At 71.4% G+C, this 15,320-nt stretch carries 13 protein-coding genes and 1 pseudogene; 9 read left to right on the top strand and 5 right to left on the bottom strand.

Going from position 1 to position 15,320, the window contains the following annotated elements:
* The 4 genes from ACMTAK_RS47975 to ACMTAK_RS47960 form a co-directional block, all read right to left on the bottom strand.
* Positions 1–2,283 (bottom strand): NHLP family bacteriocin export ABC transporter peptidase/permease/ATPase subunit, encoded by a 2,283-nt coding sequence (locus tag ACMTAK_RS47975; RefSeq protein ID WP_413812001.1) that lies wholly within the window; start codon positions 2,281–2,283, stop codon positions 1–3.
* Positions 2,280–3,086: an HlyD family efflux transporter periplasmic adaptor subunit gene (locus ACMTAK_RS47970; RefSeq protein WP_413812000.1), complete on the bottom strand. Its 807-nt coding sequence runs from the start codon at positions 3,084–3,086 to the stop codon at positions 2,280–2,282. Before ACMTAK_RS47970 ends, ACMTAK_RS47975 begins: the two co-directional genes overlap by 4 nt.
* A gap of 108 nt (positions 3,087–3,194) precedes the next feature.
* Entirely contained in the window at positions 3,195–3,413 is a 219-nt protein-coding gene (locus ACMTAK_RS47965) for a hypothetical protein (protein ID WP_020874158.1), read from the bottom strand.
* Positions 3,414–3,875: 462 nt separating this feature from the next.
* Positions 3,876–4,895 carry a glutathione S-transferase family protein gene (locus ACMTAK_RS47960; protein ID WP_413811999.1) on the bottom strand — a complete coding sequence of 340 codons (1,020 nt, stop codon included), beginning with the start codon at positions 4,893–4,895 and terminating at the stop codon, positions 3,876–3,878.
* A gap of 221 nt (positions 4,896–5,116) precedes the next feature.
* Here ACMTAK_RS47960 and ACMTAK_RS47955 point away from each other — a divergent pair, with 221 nt between their 5' ends.
* Together ACMTAK_RS47955 and ACMTAK_RS47950 are read left to right on the top strand one after the other, a co-directional pair.
* The gene (locus tag ACMTAK_RS47955; RefSeq protein ID WP_413811998.1) at positions 5,117–6,127 is read left to right on the top strand and encodes a DMT family transporter; all 1,011 of its coding nucleotides are present in this window, start codon (positions 5,117–5,119) and stop codon (positions 6,125–6,127) included.
* Between the two features lie 523 nt (positions 6,128–6,650).
* Positions 6,651–7,136 (top strand): hypothetical protein, encoded by a 486-nt coding sequence (locus tag ACMTAK_RS47950; RefSeq protein ID WP_413811997.1) that lies wholly within the window; start codon positions 6,651–6,653, stop codon positions 7,134–7,136.
* A gap of 65 nt (positions 7,137–7,201) precedes the next feature.
* On the opposite strand, the gene ACMTAK_RS47945 is transcribed toward ACMTAK_RS47950, so the two are convergent.
* Positions 7,202–7,810, bottom strand: a complete 609-nt coding sequence (locus tag ACMTAK_RS47945; protein ID WP_413811996.1) for a TetR/AcrR family transcriptional regulator — start codon at positions 7,808–7,810, stop codon at positions 7,202–7,204.
* Positions 7,811–7,983: 173 nt separating this feature from the next.
* On the opposite strand from ACMTAK_RS47945, the gene ACMTAK_RS47940 reads away from it, so the two are divergent.
* The 7 genes and pseudogenes from ACMTAK_RS47940 (at position 7,984) to ACMTAK_RS47910 (ending at position 15,262) form a co-directional block, all read left to right on the top strand.
* The gene (locus tag ACMTAK_RS47940) at positions 7,984–9,207 is read left to right on the top strand and encodes a cytochrome P450 (RefSeq protein ID WP_413811995.1); all 1,224 of its coding nucleotides are present in this window, start codon (positions 7,984–7,986) and stop codon (positions 9,205–9,207) included.
* Positions 9,208–9,337: 130 nt separating this feature from the next.
* On the top strand, positions 9,338–10,480 hold the full coding sequence (locus tag ACMTAK_RS47935) for an amidase domain-containing protein (protein WP_413811994.1): 1,143 nt from the start codon (positions 9,338–9,340) through the stop codon (positions 10,478–10,480).
* 88 nt (positions 10,481–10,568) lie between these two features.
* Positions 10,569–10,724 (top strand): annotated as a pseudogene (locus tag ACMTAK_RS47930) (GNAT family N-acetyltransferase); the annotation flags it as partial.
* A gap of 153 nt (positions 10,725–10,877) precedes the next feature.
* Positions 10,878–13,373 carry a beta-glucosidase family protein gene (locus tag ACMTAK_RS47925; protein WP_413811993.1) on the top strand — a complete coding sequence of 832 codons (2,496 nt, stop codon included), beginning with the start codon at positions 10,878–10,880 and terminating at the stop codon, positions 13,371–13,373.
* A gap of 94 nt (positions 13,374–13,467) precedes the next feature.
* Positions 13,468–14,262, top strand: a complete 795-nt coding sequence (locus tag ACMTAK_RS47920) for an SDR family NAD(P)-dependent oxidoreductase (RefSeq protein ID WP_413811992.1) — start codon at positions 13,468–13,470, stop codon at positions 14,260–14,262.
* A gap of 137 nt (positions 14,263–14,399) precedes the next feature.
* Complete coding sequence (locus tag ACMTAK_RS47915) at positions 14,400–15,068, top strand: hypothetical protein (protein ID WP_413811991.1); 669 nt, start codon at positions 14,400–14,402, stop codon at positions 15,066–15,068.
* A complete protein-coding gene (locus ACMTAK_RS47910) occupies positions 15,065–15,262 on the top strand; it encodes a helix-turn-helix domain-containing protein (RefSeq protein WP_037953897.1) in 198 nt (65 codons plus the stop codon). Before ACMTAK_RS47915 ends, ACMTAK_RS47910 begins: the two co-directional genes overlap by 4 nt.
* Positions 15,263–15,320: the final 58 nt, after the last annotated feature.

Genomic DNA, 15,320 nt, shown 5'->3' with positions numbered 1-15,320 from the left:
TCAGTGCTCCTTCATCAGCTCGGCGTACGGGCCTCCGGCGGCGGCGAGGTCCTCGTGCCGGCCGCGTTCGACGACCGTGCCGCGGTTCAGGACGAGGATCTCGTCGCTGTCCCGCACGGTGCTGAGCCGGTGGGCGATCACCACACAGGCACAGCCGCGGCGGCGCAGGTTGTCCATGACGAGCTGCTCGGTGCGCGCGTCCAGGGCGCTGGTGACCTCGTCGAGCACCAGCACGCTGGGGCGGCGCACCAGGGCGCGGGCGATCTCCAGCCGCTGCCGCTGGCCGCCGGAGAAGTTGCGGCCGTCCTGCTCCACCCGGCAGTGGATCCCCTCCGGGCGCCGTGCGATCACATCGTCGTAGAGCGCGGCGTCCCGCAGGGCCTCCACCACCGCCTCGTCCGGGATCGACGGGTCCCACAGCGCCACGTTGTCCCGCACCGTCCCCTCGAAGAGGAAGATCTCCTGGTCGACGAAGGAGACGGAGGCGGCCAAGGCGCCGCGGGGGATGTCCTCCAAGCGCTGACCATCGATGCGGATGACCCCCTCCCAGGGGGCGTAGAGGCCGGAGACGAGCCGGGAGACGGTGGACTTGCCACTGCCGGAGGCGCCGACCAGCGCCACCTGACGGCCGGGCCCGACGAACAGCGAGAAGTCGCGCAGCAGCGGCTCGTCCAGCGGGTTGTAGCCGAAGGTGATGTTCTCCAGGGTCACCTGCCCGGTCAGCCGGCGGGTGTCCTCGCGCGGCTCGTCGCGGGTGTAGAGGGAGTCCACCGGGAAGTTCTCCACGTCCTTGAGCCGGGCCACGTCGGCGGAGAAGTCCTGGATGCGCCCGGCCACTGAGTTGAGCCGGGTGATGGGCGCGGTGAAGCGGGTCACCAGCGCCTGGAAGGCCACCAGCAGACCGATGGAGATATGGCCCTCCACGGCCCGCAGCCCGCCGATCCAGAGGATGAGGGCGCTGTTGAGCGTGGCGAGGGTGGGGGCGACCACGGCCAGTACGGAGCTCGGCACGCCGAGGCGCTGCTGCTCCTCCAGGGTGATGGCGTGCTGACCGGCCCAGCGGCGGAAGTAGCCCGCCTCGCCGCCGGTGGCCTTCACCGTCTCGATGAGCTGGAGACCGGTGTACGAGGTGGTGGTCAGCCGCGCGGTGTCGGCCCGCAGCTTCTGGGTCCTGGTGGCCCGCAGCCGCACCACCACCCGTATCGCCACCACGTTGAGCAGCGCCAACCCGACGCCGACGCCGGTGAGTTGGGGGTCGTAGGTCCACAGCAGCACGGCGTAGAGGACCACGACGACCCCGTCGACGGCCGCGGCGGCCAGATCGCGGGCGAGGGTCTCGGCCACGGTGTCGTTGGAGCGCAGCCGCTGGACCAGGTCGGCCGGGCTGCGCTGGGCGAAGAAGGTGACGGGCAGCCGCAGCAGATGGCGCAGGAACCGCGCGCTGCTGAGGGTGGAGGAGATGATGCGCCCGCGCAGCAGGTTCGCCTGCTGGACGCCGGTCAGTACGGCGGTGAGGACCACCGCCACGGCCATGGACGCGAACAGCGGCTGGAGCGTCGAGTCCTGGCCGGCGATCAGGAAGGTGTCGATGAAGGTGCGGCTGAGCGCCGGGACCGCGGCCCCCACCGCCACCAGCAACAGGCTGGCCAGCAGCGACGCGAGCAAGGTGCCGGTGGTGCCGCGCATGCGCGGGGGCAGGGCGCCCAGCACCCCGGGGCGGCGCCCGCCCCGGCGGAAGGACTCCTCGGGCTCGAAGACCAGGACCACACCGGTGAAGCTGGTGTCGAACTCCTCGATGGGAACGAAGCGGCGCCCCTTGTCGGGGTCGTTGATGTGGACGCCGCGCTTGCCGAACCGCCGCCCCATGCCGTCGTAGACGACATAGTGGTTGAACTCCCAGAACAGGATGGCCGGGGCCTGGACCTCCACGAGGGCGTCGGGCTCCATCTGCATGCCCTTGGCGCGCAGACCATAGCTCCGGGCGGCCTTGAGCAGATTGCTGGCGCGCGAGCCGTCCCGGGAGACACCGCAGGCGATCCGCAGCTCCTCCAGCGGCACATGGCGCCCGTAGTGTCCGAGCACCATGGCGAGTGACGCCGCACCGCACTCCAGGGCCTCCATCTGGAGCACGGTGGGGGTGCGTACGGTACGGCGCCGGGGCTTCCTCGGCCCGGCTCCGCCACGCGGGGCGCGCCGCCGTCCGCGGGCCGGCTGGGGGCGGCGCGCCCCGCTGCTTCCGGCGGGTGCGGGCCGGGGCGGTCCGGCCTCGTTCGTCGCGGTCACGGGAGCAGCCAATCGATGGGGTGCTGGGCGTCCAGGTGGACGGTGCCGTCGGTCAGGGTCATGGAGCCCAGGGCGAACGGTGGGCCCTCGGCGGACGACCAGCGGTAGCCGGAGCGGGTGCCGCGCTCGCGGTCGAGGCGTACCTGGACGGCGACCGGCGGGCCGTGCTTGGAGAACTCCTCGCCCAGTTGCGCATCTCCGAGGTAGGAGCCGATCTGCTGGCTGGACTGGGCGGTCCGGCCGACGGCCCGCACCTCGCCGCGGAGTACACCGTAGGTCTGCGTGGGCGCGGACTGCACACTGAGGTCGACCGACGCGCCCACCCGCACCGAGGCCGCCCGGTCCGCGGGGACGTACAGGGTCGCGACCAGAGGGTCGTCGGAGTGGCGGACCCGCTCCACGGAGGCCACGTTCGCGCCGGTGTTCAGCACGGAGCCGATCGAGGCGGAGAGGGTGGTGAGGCGGCCGGCGGCGATGGTGCGCACGACGGTGGTGCCACGTGTGGTGCGGACCTTCAGCAGCGGCGCGCCCGCCGGGAGGGTGCTGCCCTCCTGTGCGAGGACGGAGGTCACCTGTCCCGCGATCGGGCTCTGCAGCACATAGCTGCCCTGGCCGTGGGTGAGGATCCCGGTGGCGTCGAGGGTGTTGGACACGGTGCCCGTGACGGCCCATACGGCGGCCCCGGCCATGACCACCACCGTGACCGCCAGCGCCAGCCATCCCTGGGGACGGGCGTAGCGCACCGGCAGGTCGATGTCCTCTGCCGACTGCGCTTTGGAGAGGGCCTGCTGGCGGAACTGCACGAGAGTCTTTCCTGAAGCCGGGAAGGGAATGATCGAAAAGGGCGTCGTGGACCGCCGAGTGCCCCGGACCAGGCAGGCCCGGGGCACAGGGAAGGCGGTGTGTCAGCCTCAGAGGCTGCCGACGACCCCACCGACGATGCCGGTGGTGTTCAGGCCGGTGACACCGTCAACCGTGCCGGTAACGGTGCCGAGAGCGCCGGTCACCGGGCCGGTGACGGAGTCCACGGTGCCGAGGACGTCGCCCACGGGGTTGCCGATGCCACCCGCCACGTTGTCCAGCTCGGCGTCGGAGATCTCCTGGGTCGCGACCTTGGGCGCGTTGTTCATTGTTGCGTCTCCCTTGGGTGACTGTCTCGTTGAGCTTGCAAGCAGCGCATGGGTGCCGAGGGGAATCGGCTCCCGCGACATGGTCACGGGGCTCCGGAAGGAACCGGGGATCCGTGGATGCCGAGCGCGGATTGGGATGTAACCACGGGGCTCGCCACGCTGCGAATCAGCCAAGTCCGGAACCGGGCATTCCGCCACTTTCCGATCACACGACGGGCACAAGTGCGCACCCCACCGGCGCCATTCCCTCACAGAAAGGTCACCGATCTCACCGGGCGGCGCGTCCCTTGTGCGAGGTGACGCGCGTCATGTCGGGCCTGCCCGCCTCGGCCGCGGCCGAGGTGACGCGCGGGCCGGGGCGCACACATGGGATGTGTGTAACAGGTGTGCCGATCACTTGAAGACCGGGCGAACGAAGCGACATGCGACGCTGGGCGGCACGGGAATGCGACATGTGCGACTTCAAGCCACCCGGCCCTCCTCCGGCACCGCCTCGCCCTCCGGCACCGGCCCGGGTGCGGTGCCGTCGCCGAACGGGCGCCCGCCCAGCTCCTCGCGGTGATGCGGGGTCAGCCACCCGGAGAGGTCGGGGCCGAGCGGAACGATGCGGCGGGGGTTGATGTTGGTGTGCACCTGGTAGTAATGGCGCTTGATGTGGTCGAAGTCGACGGTGTCCCCGAAACCCGGCGTCTGGAAGAGATCACGGACATACCCCCACAGCACCGGGTCCTCGCTGAGCTTGTTGCGGTTGCACTTGAAGTGGCCGTGGTACACGGCGTCGAACCGGACCAGCGTGGTGAACAGCCGGATGTCGGCCTCGGTGATGGTGTCGCCGACCAGATAGCGCCGCGTGGCCAGCCGCTCGGACAGCTCGTCGAGGCGGGCGAAGAGCCGCCGGTACGCGTCGTCGTAGCTGTGCTGGTGCTCGGCGAAGCCCGCGCGGTACACACCGTTGTTCACATCACGGTAGACGCCCTCCGCCACGTCGTCGATCTCGTCGCGGTGCTCCTCGGGGTACAGATCAGGCGCGCCCTCGCGATGGAGGGCGGTCCACTCGGTGGCGAGGTCCAGGGTGATCCGGTGGTAGTCGTTGGTGACCAGTTGGCCACTGGGGACGTCCACCACCGCGGGCACGCTCACCCCGCCCGGATATCCCGTCTCGCGGGCGTCGTACGCCTCACTGAGGAAATCGATGCCCAGCACCGGGTCCCGGTCCCCCGGGTCCAGGGTGAAGCGCCAGCTGCGCTCGTCCTGGATGGGATCGGTGACGGCCAGCGAGAGGGCCGGCTCCAGACCGAGCAGCCGCCGTGAGACCAGCGCGCGGCTCGCCCAGGGGCAGGCCCGGCTGACCACCAGCCGATAGCGCCCGGCCTCCACCGGCCAGCCGTCCCGGCCGTCGGCGGTGATCCGGTCGGCGAAGTGCGGCGCGGAGCGGCGGAACTCCTTGCGCTCGCGGGGTGTCTCCTGGTCAGCGGTGTTCAACGGGACCACCTACCACCTTCCGAAGCGGGAACCGTCGTGGACGGCCCGGATCACGAATCGGCTGCCGGGGCTCTGGTGCCACGGGTGACACCTACCCGGTTCCACATCTCGGGAAGGGGTATTCCTCATGGAACGGACAGGGTGGCGGTACGGAACGGGTGGCGCCGGGGCGCCGCACCAGCGTTCAAGACCGGAGACGAGGCCACGGGCAGGCTCGGGGCATGCCTGAAGACAAGGGATGGAAGAGCCCGTACCTCCTGCTCACGGTCACCATGCTGCTGTGGGGCAGCGCCTTCTCCAGCTCCAAGTCGGTGGTGGCCCAGCTGCCGCACACCGTGGCGGCGCTGCTGCGCTTCGGTGGCGGGGCGGTCGCCCTGCTGGCGGCGGTGGCGGTCTTCGGCAAACCGGCGGCCGCCCCGGCTGCGGCCGCCCCGACTGCGACCACCCCGGCTGCGGCCGCCCCGGCTTCCGCGCGGGGCGGCGGGCGGCGCGCGGCGCTCGCGGGCGTCCTGGGGGTCTTCGCCTACAACGGCTTCTTCTTCTGGGGGCTGTCGCTGGCGCCCTCGCTCGACGCGGGCATCGTCATCCCCGTCCTCAGCCCTGTGCTGACCAGCGCCTTCCTCCTGGTCACCGGCCGTGAGCGGGCCTCCGGGGGGCGGCTGGCGGGGCTCGCCCTCGGGCTCGTCGGGGCGGTGGTGTTCTTCTTCGGCGCGGGTGGCAGCGCCCACGGCGGCACCACCCGGCTCTCGGGTGATCTGCTGTACCTGCTCAGCGCGGTGTGCTGGGCCGCGTATACGCTCATCGGGCCCCGGGTGCTGGCCGGGATCGACCCGCTGCGCGCCACGACGTACGCGACGTGTGCGGGGGCGGTGCTGCTGGGGGCGCTCGCCGCGCCCGACCTCGGCGAGGTGCACTGGGACGGGCTGCCGGCCGGCCTCTGGCTGAACGTGGTGTTCCTCGCCATCGGCCCGGCCGCCGTGGCCAATCTCCTGTACTACCGGGGAGTGGGGACGGTGGGTCCCGCGTCCGCGTCCTTGATGATGTTCATGGTCCCGGTGGTCAACACCGTGTGCGCGATGGCCTTCCTGGGCGAGTCCTTCGGCGGTCTCCAGGCCCTGGGCGCCTTGGTGCTGCTGTCGGGCGCGGTGCTCGCCGTCACTCGGGGACGTGTACCGGCACGTCCCCGAGCGCGCACCGCGCCCACCGCGGGAAAGAAGCCCTCGGAGCTGTGAGCACCGTACGGCGCCGGTCTGTATCACTCCCCTCGTGGTGATACAGACCGCCCGCCACGCTGGGAGGCGGGGCTTCGTTTCCCGCGCGGTGCGGCAGGGAGTGACGCTAAAGCGGATCACGCGGGCGGGCAACGGTGCACGATGCGCACCGCCCGCCCGCGACGATGAGACTCCCGGCGTGCGAGACCAGCGACGCCGCTTCGCGGGTGGGCGCCGAGGTGCCCGCCACCACCGGCACGGGCCGTGGCGCGTGTGGGCCGAGCGCCTCCAGTCGCACCCGGAGGGCGCCGCTCTCGGTGGCCGCCGCGGCCATCTGCCCGCCGGACAGCCGTGCCGGCGTCGGTCGAGCGAGGGCTTTATTGACCCGTTCACGGGACCTCGGACAGTGCCGTACGTATCAGGCCGGTCTCGCGGGGCGGGTCTGTCCCATGGGGGAATGTCCGCGCAGGCCAGGGCGGGTGCATGAGGCCGTGGCGGGGCCTGTTAGGTTGACGTGCTCACTTGTACGGGGAAAGGAGTTCACGTGCGCAAGGCAGTGCACATGGCGGTCACTTCGGTCATTCTCGGCCTTGTCGTCAGCGGCTGCGGAGGCGGCGACGACGGGAAGAAGGAATCGAAGCCGAGCGGCGGAGCCACCAAGGCCACTCGGGCCGCCCAGCAGTCGCCGAGCTCCGACCCGTCGGCCCGGGGCACGATCATGGAGCGTTCGGCGGGCTCCTGGAAGTCCATCGTGGCGGCTAAGTCCGCCGACGACCTGGAGACCCTCACCGTCGCGGACGGCAAGGTCACGGCGAAGGGCCCGAAGCTCGACTGCACCGGCACGCTCGAGCCCGGTCAGAAGGGCGGCGAGGACAAGCCCTCCCTGACCCTGTCGTGCAAGGGCGGCAGCGACGGGGGGCGGGGCCAGGGCACGGTCGGAATGAAGGGCGACGACGCGCTGGCGATCAGCTGGAAGGGCCCCGAGGGCGGCTTCGGAGGCCCCGTCGACAGCTTCCGCAGGGCGGGCTGACCCCCAGGAGACATCAAGGTTCAGCCGCTTGACGCAGCACCACGGTGAATGGGCCGGGCCCGGATTCAGGCCACCGAGCGGAACAGGCCCTCCAGCGCCATCGCCACCTGGTCGGTGGAGAGCGGGTCGGCGACACCGCCCGCCGCGTAGATGCCCCGGTCGAGTTTGATACCGCGCGTCATCGCGCCGAGCAGCGCGGCCAGTTCGGTGCCCCGCAGGGCGGGCTGGTGACCCGCCCGGTCGAACAGCCCGTCCAGCATGGTGCCGATCCGGCGGCTGAACCGCTTCTCATGGTCCACCAGCGCGGCGGCGGCATCGCCGTCCCGGAGCGCCATCAGCCGGAATTCCAGGTGGATGAAGACCCAGCGGGCGTCCAGGTGCTCGCCGTTGAAGATCTCGGCGAAGGTCCGGGCGAGCTGGGGGGCCAGATCCCGCTCGGTGTCCATCTCGTCGATCCGCTCCCCGATGTAGTCGGCGGTGCGGTCGCTGTGCCGCCGGAAGACATCGAGGAAGAGCTTCAGCTTGCTGTCGTAGTTGGAGTAGAAGGCCCCGGTGGTCCTGCCCGCGCACTGGCAGATGTAGCCGATCGACGCCCCGTGGAAGCCGCGTTCGGCGAACGCCCGCTCCGCCCCGACGATCAGCGCTTCCACGGTCTTTGACCGCTGCGGCGGCATCGGTGTGCCCCTCTCCTCCAGCTGTTCGGAAACCTGGCCAGATCCGTACGGTAGCCGATCTGTCCCTCTGTTCAGTAGGGAACCCTATCGGTAGCGTTCCCTATCGAAGCCCGCGACTGACGGCTCCGGGACGCCCGCCCGGGACAGTTCGAGGATCACGAAGGAGAGCCATCGTGAACGCTCCGATGCCCACGACCCATGACGGCCTGCGAGACCTCCACGACCTCCCTTCGTATCCGAAAGAGCGGGACGACTACATCAACCCGGCACGCGCACTGCTCACCGGACCGCCGATCAGCCCGCTGAGGTTCGCGGGCGGCAGCACCGGCTGGCTGGTGACCGGGTATCACGAGGCGCGGGAGGTGCTGCGGGACGCCCGGTTCAGCGCCGAGCGCTGGCGGGGCGACGACGCGATGCGGCCGGTGCCCGAGTCGGTCCGCAGGGACCGGAGCAGCGGGCCGGGGTCGTTCCTGGCCATGGACGCGCCGCGGCACGGCCACTACCGGGGGCAGCTCACGCGGTACTTCACGGTGCGTCGGATGCGGGAGCTGGAGGCCCGCATCGAGGACATCGTGTCCGACCAGCTGGACGCGTTGGAGGCGGCGGGCAAACCGGCCGATCTGGTGCGGCACTTCGCCCTGCCCATCCCCTCGCTGGTGATCTGCGAGATGCTCGGTGTGCCGTACGAGGAGCGGGAGCTCTTCCAGTCCGTCGCCGCACGGCTGCTCCGCCAGGACCGCACCGACGCGGAGTTCGTCGCAGGCAAGACCGAACTCGACACCTTCCTGCGCACCCTGGTCGAGGCCAAGCGCAAGGACCCGAGGGACGATCTGATCTCCCTGCTGACCGCCGTCGACGAGCTCGACGACGAGGAGATCGGTGGCATCGCGGGGCTGCTGCTGATCGCCGGTCACGAGACCACCACCAATATGCTCAGCCTCGGCACCTTCGCCCTGCTGCGCGACCCCGAGCAGCTGGAGCGGCTGCGGGCCGACGAGTCGCTTCTGCCCCAGGCCGTCGAGGAGCTGCTGCGCTACCTGAGCATCGTCAACGCCTTCCCCGTCCGTATCGCGCTGGAGGACGTGGTCGTCGGCGGTGTCACCGTCGCCGCGGGCCAGTCCGTGGCCGTCTCGATCCCGGCGGCGAACCGGGACCCGGCACTGGTGGACGCCCCGGACACGCTCGACGTCGGGCGTCCCCGCAGCAGCCACCTCGCCTTCGGCTACGGCATCCATCAGTGTCTGGGGCAGCATCTGGCCAGGGTCGAGCTGGTGGCGGGCTACCGCGGACTGCTCCGCCGGTTCCCGGGGCTGCGGCTGGCCGTGCCCCCGGAGGAGGTCCGGATGCGCAGCGACATGGTCATCTACGGCGCGCACGAACTGCCCGTCACCTGGTGACGGCGCCGGGCCGGACCGGGCCCGGCCTCCGCACGGCCGAAATCATCACATGAGCTCCACGAACACGGAGTTCATGTGATGATTCGGTGAGCCCGGCCGTCCGGTCCGGGGGTGTGGAGGGGAAATACACGTGAAGTCAACGACCTTCAGATCCGCCGTGGGGGCCGTGCTGACGGCGGCCCTGTCCGCCGTGATCCTGCCCGCCTCCGCCGCGAGCGCGGCGGAGAGCCCGGCGGCGGCCGGCACCGTGGACACCGCGACCGCGCGGTCCTTCGGACGGCTGGCCGACGCGGTGCTGACCCAGCGCACGGCGGCTCTGCTGGACAACGACAAGCGGTCGGGGCGGCGCGCGGCCCCGCTCGCCGAGAAGAACGTCCGCCTGTCGGCCGGGCAGACCCGGACCGAGGACACCGCGCTGTCCACGCTGCACACCCGCAAGGCGCGGCTCGCGGCCCTGGGCGAGGCGTACACCTCCGCCGACACCCGGGTGGCGGTGGACCGGATACGGGTCGAGGCCGGGCACGCCACGGTCCAGGCCACCGAGACCACGACGCTGACCTACAAGAAGATACGCGGCGACGAGCCCGCGACCACCGGCTTCCAGGCACACCACCGGCTGAGCTTCACCGCCACGGCGGACGGGAAGTGGCAGCTGACCCGCCTCACCTCGGCCGACGACGGCCCGCTCGCGGTCAACGAGCCCGCCACGGCGCGGGTGGCGACGGCCCGGACGACGGCCCTGCCCGAGGCGACGCCCGCCGCCATCTCCAAGCCGTCCCAGCCGCGGACGAAGCCCGCCGGAAGCTACGACTACGCGGCGATGGCCTCGTACGCGGAGAAGTACTGGCAGAACTACAACCCCGCCTACCGGAAGTTCAACGAGGCCGGTGGGGACTGCACCAACTTCGTGAGCCAGTCCCTGAAGGCGGGCGGCTGGGCCAACAAGTCCGGCGACGCCGAGGACTACCGCAGCTGGTGGTACGACACCTCGTACCAGTCGACGTCCTGGGTGGGCGCCAACGAGTGGTCCTGGTTCACCCTGGACGCCAAGCGGGCCACCAACCTGGCGAACGTCTACTACATGGGCGTCGGTGACGTCATGCAGATGGACTTCGACAAGGACGGGTCCAAGGACCACACCATGATCGTCACCTACCGGAGCTCCAGCGGGGTGCCGTACATGACCTACCACTCGGTGAACACCTACCGGAAGTCCGTGGCGAGCATCATCGCCTCGTACCCGAACTCGCTCTACTACGCCTACCGCACCTGAGGCGCTCCGCGCACACCCGTGTTCTCGTGACGGTGGACCCCGCCCCCGGGCGGGGTCCACGCTCTGCTGCGCTTCGGCGCGGCGCGGCGACATCGGCCTGTGCGCCGGGATCCGGGACGAGGACGGGCGGCTGGTGGCCTGCGGCGCCCTGAGCAGTCCGCGGGACAACAGCGGTGCCCCGCTGATGGCGTCCGTGGCGACCGACGCCCGGCTGCGCGGCCAGGGGCTCGGCGCGGCGCTGACCGGCGACACCCCGATCCCGAAACCCGGCGCACCCCGCCGAGCGGCCGACCCCGTGATGTGATGTCCGCACGGTGTTCACCCGACGGACACCGGAGCCACGTCAGCACGCCTGCGTACACATACGTCTTCGAGCCGCGAGAGATGGAGTGACGCCATGCCGGGCGCCCTGTCACGCCGTTCCGCCCTGTCCTTCCTGGGAGGGGCGATGGCCGTCGCCGCCACTGGTGGGGGCGGATGGCCCGCGTCCGCTGCCGAGCCCGGAGCCGCCACCGGGCCCGCCCCCGAACCCGGCTCCCGGGTGAGCTCCCTCATCGGCCGGATGACACTCGAGGAGAAGCTCGCGCTGCTGCATGGCGCGAAGGATCCCCACAGCCTCGGGCAGGCGGGGTACACCCCCGGTGTCCCCCGACTCGGCGTTCCGCCACTCCGGCTCGCGGACGGCCCCGCCGGCGTACGGGTCACCCGGCATGCCACCGCGCTGCCCGCGCCGGTGCTGCTCGCCTCCGCCTTCGATCCGGCCCTGGCGCGGGAGTACGGGCGCACCATCGGGCGCGAGGGCCGTGCGCTGGGCCAGGACGTGCTGCTCTCCCCCATGGTCAATCTCATCCGCACCCCCTACGCCGGGCGCAACTTCGAGACCTTCGGCGAGGACCCCCTGCTCGCGTCGGAGCTGGTGGCCGAGGAGGTCCGCGGTATCCAGGGCGAGGGCCTGATCGCCACCGTCAAGCACTTCGCCATGAACAACCAGGAGCACGAGCGGGAGTCGATCGATGTCATCGTCGACGAGCGGACGATGCGGGAGCTGGAGCTGCCCGGCTTCGAAGCGGCCGTACGGGCGGGCGCGGGCGCGGTCATGGGCGCCTACAACAAGGTCAACGGGGCCTTCGCCTGTGAGAGCGGTCAGCTCCTGACCGGGGTGCTGCGCGAGGACTGGGGCTTCGACGGCTGGGTGATGACCGACTGGCACGCCGCCCACAGCACCGCGGCGGCCCTCGGCGCCGGGCTCGACATGGAGATGCCGGACGGCACGTACTTCGGCGGCGCGCTGCGGAAGTCGGTGGCCGACGGGACCGTACCGGAGGCCGAGGTGGACCGCGCGGTCGGCCGCGTCCTGACCGTCATGGACCGCTTCGGCCTGCTGGACGGCGGCGCCCCGCCCCGGCCCGGCCGGGACCCCGGGGCCGGGGCGCGCACCGCGCTGAAGGTCGCCACGGCGGGCGGCGTCCTGCTGCGCAATGAGCGCGGCACACTGCCGCTGACCGGGTCCGCCGCCCGGTCGATCGCCGTGGTCGGTCCCACCGGCTCCATCCCCTTCGTCAGTGGCGGCGGCAGCGCCCATGTGGTCCCCGACCACGCCGCGAGCCCGCTGGAGGCGATCCGGGAGCGCGCCGGAAAGGCGACCCGGGTGGACTACGCCCTGGGCGAGGACGTGTTCGGCAAGGAGATCCCCGCCTCCGCGCTCTCCCCGGCCACCGGGCTGGAGAGGCGGAAGGTGGCGGCGGGGAAGAGCTGGACGTATGACGGCACCCTCACCGTGGCCGAGGCCGATCAGTGGACGTTCGTCCTGCACTTCAGCGGTCCGCCCACCGACCGCCCGAAGGTGCTGCTGGACGGCGAGGAGCTGTTCCCGTTCCGGCCCGGCCTGGGCGAGTACTTCACCGGTGGCTTCGTCAGCGCCGCCCCGGACGGCCTCGCCGTGCGCCGCGCGGCCGTAGAGCTGACGGCGGGAAAGCACCGGCTGAAGGTCACCGCCAAGGGCGGCGGGAAGGGGCTGACCTTCCGGCTGCGCCGCGCCGGCTCCGCCACACGCGCCGCCGATGTGGCCGAGGCCGTCCGCGCCGCCCGCGCCGCGCACAGTGTGGTGCTCTTCGCCTACGAGGACGCCACCGAGGGCAGGGACCGGGCCACCATCGCCCTCCCCGGCCACCAGAACGCGCTGATCGCCGCCGTCGCCCAGGCCAACCCGCGCACGACCGTCGTCCTGAACACCTCCTCGTGCACCTCGATGCCCTGGCTGGAGCGCACCGGCGCCGTCCTCCAGATGTACTACCCCGGTCAGGAGGGCGCCGCCGCCACCACCGCCCTGCTCTTCGGCGACGCCAACCCCGGTGGCAGGCTGACCCAGTCCTTCCCCGTCTCCGACGACCGCCATCCGATGGCCGGAGACCCCCGGCGCTACCCCGGGGTGAACGGCCGTGAGGAGTACTCCGAGGGCGTCCAGGTCGGCTATCGCTGGTACGACGCCGAGGGGGTGCGGCCTCTCTTCCCCTTCGGCCACGGCCTGTCGTACACCACCTTCGCCTATGCGGGGCTGCGGCTGCGGCGGCGCGGAAGCGGCCTGGAGGCGGTCTTCACCGTGCGCAACACCGGGCGGCGGGCCGGGGCGGAGGTGGCCCAGGTGTATGTGGGGCCCTCCCCCGATCTGCCGCTCGACCAGGCCGAGCGGTCCCTGGCGGGATTCCGGCGGATCCATCTGCGGCCCGGACAGGCGCGGAAGGTGACGGTCCGAGTGGCCGCCCGGGCGCTGTCCGCATGGGACTCCGAGGGCCATGGATGGGTACTGGGCACTGGGCGCCGAACCGTGGAAGTGGGCTCCTCCTCGCGGGATCCGAGGCTGCGGGGGCATATCGAGGTCCGCCACGGGTCCTGAGCGGCCACGGCCGTCGGCGCATCGGACTACGCTAGTATGACGCGTGTGCAACTAAAGGCGCACGCAAGCAATAAGGCATCGACGAAGGAGCGCCGTGCAGATCGACCTTTCCGGCAGGACCGCCCTGGTCACCGGCTCCACCCAGGGCATCGGATTCGCCATCGCCGCCGGGCTGGCGCGGGCGGGTGCCCGTGTCGCCGTCAACGGGCGCCGTCAGGAGTCCGTCGAGGCCGCCATCCAGAAGCTGGAGGAGGACACCGAGGGCGGCTCGTTCGTCTCCGCCCCCGGCGACATCACCACCGATGACGGCGCCCGCCAGGTCATCGACGCCGTGCCGGACACCGATGTCCTGGTCAACAACCTCGGCATCTTCGGAGCCACTCCGCCGTTGGAGATCAGCGACGATGAGTGGCGGCGCTATTTCGAGGTGAACGTCCTGGCCGCCGTCCGGATGATCCGTGGCTATCTGCCCCGGATGAAGGACCGCTCCTGGGGCCGGATCCTGAACGTCGCCAGTGACTCCGCCGTCGTCATCCCCGCCGAGATGATCCACTACGGGACGTCGAAGACCGCGCTGCTCGCCGTCACCCGCGGCTTCGCCAAGGACGCCGCCGGTACCGGCGTCACGGTCAACTCGCTGATCGCCGGGCCGACCCACACCGGCGGAGTCGAGGACTTCGTGTACGAGCTGGTGGACCCGGAGCTGCCCTGGGACGAGGCGCAGCGGGAGTTCATGGCCAAGCACCGGCCGCAGTCGCTGCTTCAGCGGCTGATCGAGCCCGAGGAGATCGCCAACATGGCGGTCTACCTCAGCTCCTCGTTCGCCTCGGCCACCACCGGCGGGGCCGTGCGCGTGGACGGCGGCTACGTCGACTCGATCCTCCCCTGACACCCGCCGCGGCGCCTTCCTGATGCCTGCTTCGACGCCCCCTGATCCCCGCTTCCGCGCGCCCTTCCGGTGGGAACCGTTCCGCGTGGGCCGGGGGTCCCTAGGGAGCGAAGAAGCAGACAACCTGGGGGGTTCTGTTGAGCAATGACGCACTTGCGCATCCCGACCGCATCAGAGCGAGCCACTGGATCACCGTTCTGAGACGGCAATTCCCCGAGCTCCAGGCGGAGTTGACGCCCTCCCCGCACCGTCCCGACCTCGGGCGGCGGCGGGGAGGCGCCGAGCGCCACGGACCCTCGGCGCCATTACGCCTGCGGGTCTCCGACACCGTACGCGACATCACCGACGGCGTCGTGGAGCTGGAGGAGGCCGTGCACGACCGGCTCGGGCTGCCGCCCACGGGCAGGGGAACCGTCGAGGTCAGACTGGCCCGGCTCGCGGGGCTGCTGGAACGGGTCGAGGCCGACCCCTTGCTGATGCGCCATCTGCTGGACGAGGTCAGCGGAATGGCGCGGCGCTGCTCGGGCACGCTCGGGGACGCCGAGCCCGTGGTCCGGCTGCGCGGCCGGTGCCCGCTGTGCGCCTCGGTCTCGCTGCGGGCCTTTCCGCTGCGCCGGGCGGTGCTGTGCATCAACCCCGGCTGCCGCTGCCCGCACACCGCGTGCGGCTGCCATGCGGACCGGGCACATCGGCACTCCTGGCCGGAGGGCGAGTGGGCGGAGCTGGCGGCCGGCGGCGCGCTCACCCTGGAGGAGATCACCGCCGCCCTGGACGGAGGTTCCACCGTCGTGGCGGTGAGCCGATGAGGACCACACAGGCGCCCGAGTATCCGCTGCTGACCGCCGCCGTGGCCGCCGTGGAGGTGGGCGTCACCCCGGCCACCATCCGCAAGTGGGTGCAGCTGAAGCATCTGCGGCCCGCGGGGCGTCAGGGCAAGGCGTTCCTCTATCGGCTGGAGGATGTGTTCGCGGCCGAGCGGGCCACGCGACGACGTACGTGACCTGCGGGGCCCATGGTCATCTCTGGATAAGTGACGACAAGTGGTTGTCAATGGGCAT

This window comes from Streptomyces lacaronensis, from assembly GCF_047337785.1.
Classification (GTDB): domain Bacteria; phylum Actinomycetota; class Actinomycetes; order Streptomycetales; family Streptomycetaceae; genus Streptomyces; species Streptomyces lycopersici.
This window is presented reverse-complemented; position numbering and strand designations above follow the sequence as displayed.